Raw genomic sequence first — 13,972 nt, 5'->3', positions numbered from 1 at the left:
TCATGATGAACCCTGTTCCATGGCTCCAGATGACAAACATGATCTCATATCAGGGACTTGTTCGCACCTTCCCTAACTGGCAACAAAAACAACATATGTTGGGAGGTGTCATGCTGCTCAGTCAGCACTCCTCCCTGCACCGGCGTTATTCCGTCGCCGAGTGGCAGCAACGTATATTGCCAGCATTTGAATTGAACCAGTTCTGCTATTATGAAGACTCATGCGGACGCCCGGTTGCATTTTGCAACTGGGCGTTTGTCTCTTTATCCATTCGTGACACCTTGCTGGCCGCCGAGCGGGAGCTGATCCGTGAGGATTGGCAATCCGGCGACCACATTTTTATTCCGGAGATGATAGCGCCATACGGACACGCCCGCGCCGTGGTGAGCGATCTGCGTCGCCGGATATTCTTGCCATGGAAAGGGCAGCGGGTCTGCACAGTGCGCGGTCATGTTCATGCTGAACTTGGCCATTGTGTGCGCAGGGTGCAGTGGTTTTCCATTTAATCATAATGAGTTAATACATGGGAAAGAGTGTATGGAGAAGTATTGAGTACTTCTTTACCGGTAATTACACGGCAGATGACGGAAACAATGAGATCGATGCCTATGGCTTTGGCGGTGTCATCCGCGCCTATGGTGGTGACGACACCATCAGGGTCGGTTCCATCGGTGCCACCGTCTATACCGGTACGGGCAACGACAGCGTCTATGGCGGTGCCGCCTACCTCAAGGTGGTTGACGACTCCGGCAACCTGACCGTCAAGGGAGCGGCGGGCTATGCCGACATCAGCAAGTCCCAGTCCGGCAACGTCCACTTTGCCGGCGCCAGCGGTGCGACCAACATCGATCATCAGGGGCGTGACGGTGACATCCGCTATCAGGGAGCGGCGCTGGCCAACTTCCTGACCCGCAAGGGGATCAGCGGCAACGTCAGCTTCGAAGGGGCCGGTGGCTACAACAAGCTCTGGCACCAGACCGACCGCGGCGATCTGAGCTACAGCGGCGCCGGGGCGGCCAACAAGCTGGACCGCACTTGGCACAGCCAGTATCAGGGCTCGCAGGGCAACATCCACTTCTCGGGGGCCGGTGCGGCCAACATCATCAGCTCCCAGGTGGAGTCCGGCAACGTCACCCTGAACGGCGCCGGTGCCTACAACAAGGTGTTTCGCAAGGGGCGCGAGGGGGATATCAGCTTCAACGGGGCCGGCGGCTGGAACGAGCTCTCCCGTTTGCGCAACGAGCAGGATGAGTACCTGCAGACCCGTGGCGACATCCGCTTCAACGGGGCTGGCGGCTACAACCGGCTGTTGTCGGACGTGGCCGAGGGCAACATCCACTTCAAGGGGGCGGGGGGTTACAACCATCTCTCCCGCAAGGGCTCGGACAGCGACAGCTCCCCCTTCGCCGGCGCCCGTGCCGACGAGATCGCATTGACCACCGCCACCATGGGCGGCAGCTGGATCAACCAGTCCCAGGCCGTCACGGCCATCAAGTCCAGCCTGCAGCCCAATACCTACCTGTTTGCCTTCTTTGACGGCATGTACACCAAGGTCAACCGGGTTGAGCTCTCCAATGATGGCGTGAACGGTGCCCTGCGCTATCACGCTACCTCCTGGTACAAGGAGGGCAACCACCTCGATGGCTTGGCCGGTCGTCAAATTGATGCGGGCAACGGCTTCGTCTCGACGCAAACCGACGGCGCCTATCGGCTGAGCGATCTGGTGTTCGAGCGGCGTCAGCGCATCAAGCTGGAGGCGGTGGAAGCGGATCTGACCGAAAACAGCTGGATCAACTACGGTGGCGGGGTGAACGTGGCGGCTGCCGACGTGACGCTCTCCAGCGCCAAGATGAGCGGCTACGCCATTTTTGAGGATGGCACCAAGGTCGACGTGAACGCGGTGAAATCCCGGGCGCAGGCCAACACCTATGTGTTTGCCAAACAGCTTGGTCCCTACACCAAGATAGTGGTGGTGGAGCTGGCCAATGATCGGGAGACCGGGGCGCTCAAGTACCTCGCCAAGGCGTGGTACAAGGAGGGCAACCACCTGGCGGGGCTGGCCGATAAGGTCATTTCGGAGCATACAGGCTTCACCGCCATGGGGACGGGGGGCTACTCCCTGAGCGAGGTGCGCTACCAGCTCGATACCGTCACGGCCGTGTCGGATCGACTGCCGGCCACCCGCGAGTTCTCCAGCCAGCCGTTGCTGCCCCGCCAGCAAAGTGGCGGCAAGAGCAAGGGTGACATCTTCTTTGACGGCGCCGGTGGCGGCAACGTCATCGAGTCCGATGTGACCGAAGGCAACATCCATTTCAACGGTGCCGGTGCGGCCAACGTGCTGATCAAGCGCGGCCAGCGCGGCGACCTGGTGTTCCGCGGGGCGGGCCTGGCCAACGTGCTGGTTCATCAGGGCGCCCAGGGTCGGATGGATGTCTATGCGGCCGGTGCGGCCAACGTGCTGGTGCGCAGCGGTGACGGCGAGTACTTGGCCCGTCTGCTGGCCTATGGCAACATCTCGGTGCAGCAGGGCCGTGGCGACAGCCAGGTGGTCATGCTGGGCGGTTACAACAGCCATACCCAGCTGGGCGACGGCCGCGGTCTGTGGCTGGCGGGGGGCGGCTTCAACCTGCTGACCCAGGTCGGCAACGGCCGGCTCGACGTCCTGTCGGTGGGCGGTGCCAACGTGTTGACCAAGTTCGGTGCGGGCCAACTGACGGCCGGTCTGCTGGGCGGCGCCAACGTGCTGACTCACGTCACCCAGGGTGATGAGGCTGCCGATACCCGCGCCGTGTTGCTGGGCGGTGCCAACGTGCTGACCAGGAAGGGCAACGGCAAGGTGCAGGCCATTCTGGGGGGCGGCGCCAACGTGTTGACCCAGATTGGTCAGGGGGATACCCAGGCGCTGCTGCTGGGAGCTGCCAACGTGCTGACCCGGGTCGGTGATGGCGATCTCTCTGCGGTGATGCTGGGGGGCGCCAACGTGCTGACCCATGTCGGCAACGGCGACACCCTGGGTGTGATGGGGGCTGCCGGCAACCTGTTTACCAAGGTGGGCGACGGCACGGCGATTGCCGCCATGATCGGCGCCGGCAACCTGTTTACCCAGATAGGCCAAGGCGATGCCTGGGCCCTGATGGGCGGGGTGGCCAACGTCTTCACCAAGGTCGGCGATGGCAATGCACTGGCGCTAATGGTGGCCAAGGCCAACGTCTTCACCCATATCGGTGACGGCCTGACCGTGGCGCTGATGCTGGCCCAGGGCAACCTGGCGACCAAGGTGGGCAATGGCATGACGCAGGCCGCCATGGTGGGCAATGCCAACGTCTTCACCCACGTCGGTGCTGGCGAGACCTTCGCCGCCATGCTGGGGCAGGCCAACCTGTTCACCAAGGTGGGGGATGGTCTGACAGCCGCGCTGATGATCGGCAAGGCCAACGTCTACAGCCACATCGGCAACGGCACCAGCCTGGGGTTGTTTGCCGGCGAGCTGAACGTGATGACCAAGGTGGGCAGCGGCACCACGCTGGCAGCCCTGTTCGGCAAGGCCAACATAGTGACCCATGTCGGCAGCGGTCTGACCGGCGTACTGGCGCTGGGCAAGGCCAACATCATCACCAAGGTGGGGGATGACTTCCTCGGCGCCATCGCCAAGGCCGATGCCAACGTGTTGACCCACGTGGGCAATGGCACCACCGCCGGCGTGCTGTGGGGCAAGGGCAACCTGCTGACCAAGATAGGTGACGGCACCACGGTGGGTCTGCTCATTTCCGAGGTGGGCAACGTGATGACCCACGTCGGGGCCGGCAGCACCATAGGTCTGGCCAAGGGGCGCGCCAACCTCATCACCAAGGTGGGTGACGGGCTGGTGGTGCAGGGCGCCTGGGGCGACGTCAATCTGCTGACCCAGGTCGGCAACGGCGATCGTTACAGCTTCGCCAAGGGCCGCGCCAACGTGCTGACCAAGGTGGGGGATGGGCGTGAAGTGGCCGTGCTGCAAGGGGAGGCCAACCTGGTCACCCAGGTCGGCAACGGCGACGGCTACACCGGCGCCTGGGGCAAGGCCAACGTCATCACCAAGGTAGGGGATGGCCGTCAGGTCGTGCTGGCCAAGGGCGATGCGAACATAGTGACCCAGGTCGGGGAGGGCGAAGGCTATCAGGCGCTGCTTGGCAAGGCCAATATCGTCACCCGGGTGGGGGACGGCATCCAGGTCACCCTCGCCAAGGGGGAGGTCAACCAGACCACTACGGTAGGGGACGGTCTGAGCGTGACGGCCGCCTACGGCAAGTTCAACAACAACGTCAAGGTGGGTGATGGCACCACCGTCAACCTGGTGTGGGGTGATTACAACCTCAACACCAAGGTGGGGAACGGCCTCAACGTTGCTGTCATGAAGGGCAAGGGCAATGCCAACGTCCAGATCGGTGACGGACTGGACATCACGGCGGCCTATGCCCGCCACAACGTGGCCATCAAGATCGGCAACGGCGATTTCTACAGCCTGGCCATCGCTAGCAGCAATACCAGCAGCAACAAGCTCGGCACCCTGTTTGACAACATCAAGCAGACCCTGCTCGGCAGCGCCGGCAACCAGGCCATCAACTATCTGGTGCAGGGGGACGAAGAGGGCCCGCTCAAGGCGCCGCAAGCGGCCAGCCTGGGCGAGGTGCAGGGGCTCAGCGGCTTTGGGCTGGACGAGATCAGCGAGGTGAAATCCTCCCTGGCCGGCAGTCTGACCGGCAAGGTGAGCCAGGCCGGCGAGCGCGACGAGCAGGCCATGGACAAGGCGCTGCAGCTCGATGAGCAAGGCCTGGCAAGGGGCGGTGAAAACCTCATCGTCAACGGCGATTTCGAGCGGGGCGCCCACGGCTGGCAGCATGCCGGTGACGGGATCGAGGCAGATTTTTCTGCTGCCACCTACGGGCTGGCTGCTGACGGGCACGGTGCCCGGGTCAGCGAACTGTCGACTGACCGCAATACCCAGATTTCCCAGGATCTTGCCGGCCTCAAGGCGGGCGAGACCGTCAACCTGACATTTGATTTTGCCCGCCGGGCCAATATTTCCCTGCAACACGGCATCGAGGTGTTGTGGAATGGCGAGCGGGTGTTTGCCAGCGAAGGGGATGCCAGCAGCTGGCAGAGCAAGGCGCTGACGCTGACGGCCCGCGAGGGTCGCAACACCCTGGCGTTCCGCGGTATCGGTGAGAGCAACGGCCTTGGCTACCTGCTCGACAACGTGGAGGCCACCGCCTCTGGCAAGGCCGAGATAGGCCAGGTCAGCGCCCAGCTGGTGCAAGACGACAACGCTGCCCGGGCGAGAGGCGATCAGGCGAGTGCCGATGCCGACAAACAGCGGCTCGAGCAGGAGAAGGCGCAGCAGCTGGCCGCCATCGCCGGGAGCCAGTCCCAGCTGGAGGCTACCGACCAGCAGAAGCTGGCGGAGAATGGCCAGCAGCAGCGTGCCGCCATCGAGGCGGAAGCCGGCGACATGACGGCGCAGCTCGATACGCTGGCGCGCCGCTTCGAGCAGGTCAGAGCGTCCGACGCGGCGAGCGAGCCATCCGGCCAGCATTGGCGCACCGGCTTTGCCGATCGTCTGCTGAGCACGGTCCAGGAAGATCTGGACGATGCCGGCAACACTGCTGGCACGGCGATCGAAGAGGCCAGATCTCGCCATGAGGCGCAGCATCAGCAGGTCGATAGCGCGCAGGCCAAGTCCAAGACGGGTCAGCAGCGCAGTGAACAGCTGCAAGGTGACGCCGAGGCGGCTGGCCAGCAGCGGGCCGCCCAGGCCGAACAGCGCCGTCTCGACGCGCTGGCTCGCCAGGGGGAGGCAGCATCGCGGCAGCAGCAGGGCGAAGCGAATGCCAGCCAGGCGCAGCTCGCCGGCGAGCAGGCGGCCAGCCAGGCCGGTTTGCAGGCCAACCAGGCCAAACAGAATGCGGCGAGCCTCAAGCAAAGCGGCGACAAGCCGAACCGCCAGGGTGCCCAGCCCGGCCAGCCCTCGGCCACCGCACAGCCCCTGCCGCAGGCCGGCGAGCTGGATGTGCCAGCCGTCGGCACCGTATCTGCTCCTGATGAGGTCCAACCCTCGGCCATCGACACTGCCACCGGGCTGAGCGAGCAGGAACAGTCCGCCCTCGACGGGGCGCTGGCGGCGGTCAACCGGCTGCAGATCAATGCCGGGATCCGTCAACCGGCGACACCACCGGTGGCCCCGACCCCAACGCCGAGCCAGGTGCAGCAGGAGGTGCAGGCGACAGCCACGGCGACCAAACCGGTGCAGCAGCATGAGGTACTGGCCACGGCGGCCGTGGATCTCACCGGTCTGCATGGCCCCCGCACGGGCAGCAAGGCCGTGCCTGAGTTCAGCAGTCACTTCGACGGCTCTTCCATCGGCATCGAGAACGAGCTGACTGGGTTGGTGGTGGCGCTGCCGAAGAACTCGGCACAGAAGTTTGGCTACGTGCACGATGCGGCAGGCAACCCGCTGTTCATGCTGACCAAGGACATGAACCAGGGGGGGTACACCAATCCCGCCGGGATCAGCGATGTCAAAGGGATCAACCAGTGGCAGACCCATACCATCGAGCTGGTGACCTATCCAAGCGAGATGCAGGATCAGCAGGCGGTGGAAGCTCGCAAGGAGGCCATGCTCTGGCTTGCCAGAGAGTTCACCCAGCACATCGGCCAGACCAATCACACCAGACTGTCCGATCTCGTGAGCGAGGATGGCCGTTTCACCCTGGTCATCTCCAATGCCAACCACGTGATCGCGGCCGGTAATGGCGCCGCCCGTGACGGTCAGGGGCAGACCATCGGCATGACGCCGAGCGGCCAGCAGGCGACCGTGGCGGTCAGCGCCAAGGCGTTTGGTAGCGGCTCTTCCCAGGAGATCCGGCTGCTGGAGTCCGCTCCCTGGTATCACCCCGAGCTGAAGGAGCTGTTGCTGTCCAACACGGCCAATGTGCAGTGGGAAGATGCGGCCACCGCACAGAATGTGTTTGCCTACCTCACTTCCATTTATGGCAAGACGGCCGATCTGGCCCGGGAATACGGCATTCACATCAATGACTGGGATCCGCTGGCCGAGGGGATCACGCCCAACGCCCAGGGGTTGACCGATCCCAAGGTCAAGAATGCCTGGGAAATCTTGCCAAGAACCAAGCCGGTGGCCATGTTGGCCCTGCTCAGTGCCCATGACCGCAAGCTGGTGTCCGAGCAGATCCTGGCGACCCTCAAGTCGGCCTATTCACCGGCGCTGGCACAGAACATCTATGACTACTTCAAATTTGGTGGCGAGGTAGCCGGGCATGGCATCAACAATGCGACCACGGGGGACAGCAAGCACCCCGAGCCGGCCATCCTGTTCGAGTTCCGCCAGGTACCGAACGAGCTGAGCCAGTTTGTGCCGAAGTCGGAATCGACCGCCAGGGTGGAGGTGAAGACCCTCGACCAGTTCGACCCGGTCAGTCGTCGTACCATAGTGGCGGCGGTCAACCATCTGGTCGAGCAGAGCGCGGACTTCGACAGCTGGTATCAGGCCTATCGGGAGCGCCAGGGGCTGCCACCGGTCAAGAATGCCAAGAAGGTGGCCTCTGCCAACCACAAGGCCGAGTGGGTGATGGCCAACCATGCCGAGGCATGGAGCCAGCTCACCGCCGAGCATCAAGCAGAGGTGACGAGCGGACTGCAGGCCCTAGGCGGCCACAAACCGGGAGACCAGAGCCCGGGCGTGGCGAATGCTGATACGGCCCCGCTGGACCACCCTGTGCGGGGACCGGCCGTCGCCGTTCCCGAGACCGCCGGTTTTGCCTTCCAGCTGCTCAAGAGCGGAGACAACGGCTTCATTGACTCCACCCGTCGCCAGCTGGGCAAGCTCTCCATCGATCTGCCAAGCGAGCGCCTCAAGGCGGTGCGTGAGGCCGTGGTGCGGGTGCAACAGCAACCATCGGAGGCGAATCTGGGGTTGCTGGAACAGAGCCTGACCCAGTGGCAGGCGCGTGACCCCAAAGAGTTTGCCCGGCGCGGCGAGCAAGTGAAGGCGCTGCGTTTCGAAGCGGCATCCTTGCTGAGCCATACGTTTGCCTCCCGAGCCAAGAGCGCTGGCGTGTATGGGCTGGCCTTGCCGCCGGAGCAGGCTGCCCGCTTTGAAGAGCAACTGGTATTCGATGGCATCGGCCGGATTATCGGTGCCGTGGGCGAGCTCAGTGCCACCGACATCGCCAAGGTGAGCGAGCTTGGTATCCGGTCACTGACCGAGACCAACTCCCGCGCCGAGCGACAGGCGCCGCGCACCGAGCATGACAGTCTGATCGCATTTGCGCACCAGCTGAACCAGTTCGACACGCCGCAAACCCGCCAGCTGGCCGCAGAGATCAAGTCCCTCTGGCTGTCTGGCGACGTGCGGGGGCCGCGTACCATCGCCCTGTTTGAAACCGCCAGCAAGACGCTGGGGGATTATCCGCAGTTGCAGGTGCTGGCCCAATCGCTGCTGGCAGATGCCCAGCGCAGCAAGGCGACCGGCCAGTACATCGACAACCTGTTTGGCCGTCGCTTCGATTCGGAGATCGCTCATGGGCTGGTGACGGCACCATCGCAGGCCGCGCTCGATACCTCGGCACAGCTGGGATCCAAGCTGGTGAAGGAGTTTGATGACTGGATCCAGACACTGCAACTGGATGAGGCCACCCGCACCCAGCGCATCGACAAGAAAATGGCGGCATTCGCCGAGGCCATCAAGAAAGACACCCGTCCCTGGTTCAGCCGGGTGCCCAGTCTGACCGAGTTCCTGGCCGAGCCTACCTTTGCCAACTTCAAGCAGATGATGACCCGGGTCGACAACGGTTTCGATGTCATCAAGGTCCCCTTCCTGGCGGTGAAGATGGCCACCCACCCCGAGCTTGGGATGGACACGGCCAACTGGAAGAGAGAGGGCGATCGCTTCTACGGCAGCGTCATCACCAAGGCGCGCTCGACCAGTACCGAGGTTGCTTCGGCCAAGGATGGTCTGCTGCAGGTCGACCTGCCTGGCCGTACCACCAGCGACTATGGCACCGGTCTGCACTACCAGCCCGGTGGTGACAAGTACGAGGATTTCCTGAACGGGCGCAGCGTGGCGGATGGCCGCATCCTGACACCGGGCAAGGAGACCACCTTTGAGCGCAATGCGCTGGACAAGGGGCTGTCCGTGGTGACAGGTGCTTCCGGCTCGACCAACATCATGGTCCACCTGAACAACTATCTGGCGGCCAAAGATCCTGCTTACTCCCCAAGCCAGGCTTACCTCAACACCCTTGCCTTCCTGGTATTCGATGGTGGTCACTCGGTGAACGAGAGTCTGACGGTCTATCGAGCGCTGCAGGAGAGCGGGGATGCGCGCAAGCAGGTGCTGGAGAGCTATACCGCCAACTACCGGGATCTGATCGATCTGGCTGGCGAAGACAGCAAGGTGTCAGTACAGGCTGCCCTCGATGGTGCCTTCGGCCGTACTCTCGAGTTCTATCAGCAGCATGCCTATACGGCGCAGCTCGATGAGCTGGTCGCCCTTGGCACGCCACGCAAGGGCGATACGCTTGCCGATGGTGAGCTGTCAGCAGGCTCCGGCAAACCCGTCTCCGTGGCGAACGATGGTTCGGCCCCGCTGGACAAACAGCCACTCAATCCGCTGACCCGCTTCCTCAACGACAACCTCTACGGCACCCGCGATGAGCGGCGCCAGGTGGGCGACATCACCCGCCAACTGCTCGACCATGCGGTGAGCAAGGGCGAGGCCGAGCCGGTGACCCTGCAAGGGGATGCCGGCCGTCTGTCCGGTTACCTGCACAAGGGGGCCGAGCGGCCAGGGACGCCGCAGGATGGCAAGCCCGAGGTGGTGCTGTTCCTGCATGGTTCGGGTTCTTCCGCCGAGGAGCAGGCCGATGCGGTTCGCAGCCACTATCAGAAGCAGGGCGTCGACATGCTGGCGGTCAACCTGCGTGGCTATGGGGCCAGCGATGGCGGACCCAGCGAGCAGGGGGTCTACCAGGATGCCCGCACCATGTTCCGCTATCTGGTGGAAGAGCGCGGGGTGGCGCCTGGCAAGATCCTGATCCATGGCTACTCCATGGGCGGGCCCATCGCCGCCGACCTGGTCCGTTATGCCGCCGAGCAGGGCAAGCCGGTGGGCGGGCTGCTGCTCGATCGCCCCATGCCCAGCATGAGCAAGGCGATCACGGCCCACGAGCTGCCCAACCCGGGCGGTCTGGTGGGGGCGCTTGCCAAGGCGGTCAACGGTCGTTTCTCGGTGGAGAAAAACCTCGACGGCCTGCCCAAGAGCACCCCCATCATGCTGCTGACCGACAACGAAGGGCTCGGCAGCGAAGGGGAAAAACTGCGGGCCAAGCTGGCCGTGGCCGGTTATCAGGTCAGCGGCGAGCAGACCTTCTATGGCCATCTGGCCAGCAACCGCCTGATGAGTCAGTACGCCGAGCAGATTGTTGGCGGCTTGTTGAGCCGCACGCCGGCGGCGCTGGATGGCGCGGATCAGCCGGTTCGCAACCAGCGGGTCGAGCAGTGGCAGCGACCTGAGGTGGTGCCGGGCAGTGAAGGGGGCGAGACCCGCTTCACCAGCCAGATCATCATTCAGACCGAAGATGATCCGGTGGCCGCCAAGGCCGCGGCCAGCCTGGCTGGCAAGCACCCAGACCGCAGTCTGGTGGTACAGCTGGATGCGGATGGCAACTATCGGGTGGTGTATGGCGACCCTGCGCAACTGGCGGGCAATATCCGCTGGCAGGTGGTGGGGCATGGCCGCGATGCGGACGGGCAGAACAACAGTCGTCTCAGCGGCTACAGCGCCGACGAGCTGGCCGGTCATCTGCGCCGCCTGGGCGATCGCCTGCAGCAAGAGGCTGGCGTGACCACCAAGCCGAGCCACATCAGTCTGGTGGGTTGCTCCCTGGTGAGCGAGGACCTGCAGACCGGCTTTGCCCGCCGCTTTATTCAGGCGCTGGATGGCGAGGGGATCCGTACCCAGGTATCGGCCCGCAGCAGTGAAGTGGCGGTCGATCAGGGCGGGCGCAAGCATACCCGCGATGAGGCGGATGTCTGGGCTCGCAAGGTGGCAGCCAACAAGGTGGTATTGACCCTGGATGACGCCGGCGAACCTGTGGCGCACAACGAGCGGGTGCGCGGCGGTGTGGCTGAAGGGGATATCGTGCTGGCCAAGGTGGGCGAGGGCGAAAGCCGTGCCCGGGGCGCCATTGCCGACAACGACGAGACCTTCGTCGCACCCGACAAACAGCGCCAGCCGGAAACGGCCTCGAGCCAGGCCGACAATGCGGTCAGCTACTCGGGCAACATCCAGGTCAACGTGGGGGATGGCGAGTTCACCGCCCTCAACTGGGGGACCACCAACCTGGGTGTCAAGGTGGGCACGGGCGGCATGAAGTCGCTGGCCTTCGGCGACAACAACGTCATGGTGCACATCGGGGATGGCGACAGCAAACACAGCGTCGACATCGCCGGCTACCGGGCGCTGGAAGGGGCCCAGCTGTTCGTGGGGCAACGCAATGTCAGCTTCAACCAGGGGCGCAGCAACGATCTCATCGTGATGCTGGAAAAATCCATCCCCACTCCGCCGCTGGTCAACCCGTTTGGCGGGGCGGCCCGTATTGCCGGTGCCCTCCAGCAGATCGCCGGTGACGGTGCCAAGCCGGATTGGGTGGCCAGCCAGTGGGATCAGTGGACCCTGGCCGGTGCCAACAAGTTCGTGGCCGACATGGCCGGGCTGGATCAGACCAGCAGCATCGAATACGGCTCGCTCACGCGTCTGGACAGCGACCATGAGCGCAGCAGCCGCGGGCTCAAGAGCGATCTGGAGGCAACCCTCAACAAGGAGTTCAACAAGCGGATCTCGGGCGGCGGCCAGGGGGAACAGGGACCGTTGAGCCGGGCGGACAAGCTGCGCCAGGCCAACGATAAGCTGGTCTTCAACTTCGCCGTGGCCGGTCAGGGGGCCGACATCCAGGTCACCACGGGCAACTGGAACTTCGTGTTCGGTGACAACATCCAGGCGATCTTGGACACCAACCTGGGCTCCTTGTTCGGGCTGATGACCCAGGAGTTCACTGCCAGCGGGCAGGCGAAAACCACCTTTACCTTCACCCCGACCGATCTGCCGCGCCAGCTGCAGAACCGGTTGCTGGGACGCCTGGCCGGGGTGGGGGCCGATACCACGCTGGCGGACATCTTCGGCGTGGATTACAACGCCCGTGGCCAGCTGGTGGCCCGCGATGGGGCGGCCATCGATGCGCCGGCCCTGTTGCAGGAGATGCTGGGCGTCATCGCCGAGTTTGGCGGCGATCAGCTCAAGAGCCTGACCGATCCGGCCAAGTGGCTCGATCAGCTCAAAGCCGGGCTGGATCTGGGGGAAGATGCCCTCAGCAGCTTTGCCCGCAGCCACGGTCTGCAGGATGAGGCACCCGAGGAGGTCAAGTCCGGTACCGTGACGGTGCAGCAGGGGAGCGACGCCAAGCCGGCGGCGCTGCCAGCCGCCACCGAGGAGCGTGCCTTCGGCTTCAATGCGCTGAGTCTGCCCAACCTGTTTGCCACCCTGTTCAACCGGGACAAGCAGGCGGAGGTGGTGGCGCTGGCCAGCAACCTCAAGCAGAACCTGACGGCCGATCTGCTCAACATGAAGGAGCAGACCTTCGACTTCCTGCGCAACAGTGGTCACCTGCAGGGGGATGGCGACATGCATGTCTCCCTTGGCAACTACAACTTCAACTGGGGAGGAGACGGCAAGGATCTGGGGGCCTACCTCGGCGACAACAACAACTTCTGGGGTGGCCGCGGGGACGATGTCTTCTACGCCACCGGGACCTCCAACATCTTCACCGGCGGTGCCGGTCAGGACACCGGGATCATGATGGGTCGGGAGAACATGATGTTCGGCGGGCAGGGTGACGATGTCGCCGTGCTGGCCGGCCGTGTCAACCGCGCCTTCATGGGGGAGGGCAACGATCAGGCCTTCATCTTCGGGGAAGAGGGCATAGTGGAAGGGGGGGCCGGCCAGGATTATCTGGTGACCTCCGGCAACTACAACCAGATAGACGCCGGCGCGGATCAGGACTTCACGGTGACCATCGGCCATCACAACCAGATCCGGCTCGGAGAGGGCGACGACTTTGCCATGGTGTTTGGCAATCACAACCGTCTGCTGGCCGAACATGGCAACAACCAGGTCAAGCTGATGGGCTATCACGCCACCATTCGGGGCGGTGACGGCCAGGATCGGTTGATCGCCGATCAGGTCGCCAAGTTCAGCCAGCTCGATGGCGGCGTCGGCGATGACCTGCTGGTGCTGGGGGGTTATCAGAACCAGTTCAGCGGTGGCACCGGCGTCGACAGCTTCGTGTTCAGTGGCGCCGTGATAGAGAATCTGGTGCAGGACATCGGCAAGGAGGACTTCATCGTCTTCAACGACGTCAGCTGGCGGGATCTCTGGTTCAAGCGCAGCGGCTACGATCTGCAACTGCTGGTCAACCGTCATACCGACGGTACCAGCGAGCAGGGCAAGTTCGAGCAGCTGGGCAGTGCCACCTTCAGCAACTACTTCGCCGACAACCGGGCCCAGCTGGTGATCGGGCTTGGCGAGCAGCAGGCTGACGGCGAGCGCAGCTACAGCGCGCTCTCCCATCAGGCGGTGGACAAGCTGATCCAGGCCATGAGCAGCTTCGCCCCAGAAGCGGGCGACATGGGCCTGCTCAACCGGCTCGACAGCCAGGCCAACAGCCTGGTGCAGTCGGCCTGGGGTGATGTGATCCAGGGCAAGGGCCGGGTCGCCTGAGCGATCTGACTCCCATCCCGTTAGGTAAAAACCTGCTCTTCGGAGCAGGTTTTTTTATGGGAAAACGGTGGGCGTGAGCGTCCTTGGCGGTGCGTGACGACGGGAAGGCGCGCCTGGGCTACCGGCTCCTTAGCGCAGCCT

2 protein-coding genes are annotated in these 13,972 nt (G+C 63.9%); both read left to right on the top strand.

The annotated features are described in order from the left end of the window. Window positions 1-95 precede the first annotated feature (95 nt). On the top strand, window positions 96-506 hold the full coding sequence (locus PG881_RS18510) for a protein-lysine palmitoyltransferase (protein ID WP_270801942.1): 411 nt from the start codon (window positions 96-98) through the stop codon (window positions 504-506). 17 nt (window positions 507-523) lie between these two features. Next, the gene (gene rtxA, locus PG881_RS18505) at window positions 524-13,831 is read left to right on the top strand and encodes an MARTX multifunctional-autoprocessing repeats-in-toxin holotoxin RtxA (RefSeq protein ID WP_270801939.1); all 13,308 of its coding nucleotides are present in this window, start codon (window positions 524-526) and stop codon (window positions 13,829-13,831) included. The last annotated feature ends 141 nt before the right edge of the window (window positions 13,832-13,972 follow it).

The organism is Aeromonas sp. QDB54 (assembly GCF_027707385.1).
Taxonomy (GTDB): Bacteria; Pseudomonadota; Gammaproteobacteria; order Enterobacterales; family Aeromonadaceae; genus Aeromonas; species Aeromonas hydrophila.
The sequence above is the reverse complement of the archived record's forward strand: the minus strand, read 5'-3'. Positions and strand labels throughout refer to the sequence as shown.

What these genes read in the sequence shown, in the direction of transcription:
- PG881_RS18510 (WP_270801942.1), top strand. Translation starts at nt 96, where the DNA reads ATGTTGGGAGGTGTCATGCTGCTCAGTCAGCACTCCTCCCTGCACCGG.
- rtxA (WP_270801939.1), top strand. Translation starts at nt 524, where the DNA reads ATGGGAAAGAGTGTATGGAGAAGTATTGAGTACTTCTTTACCGGTAAT.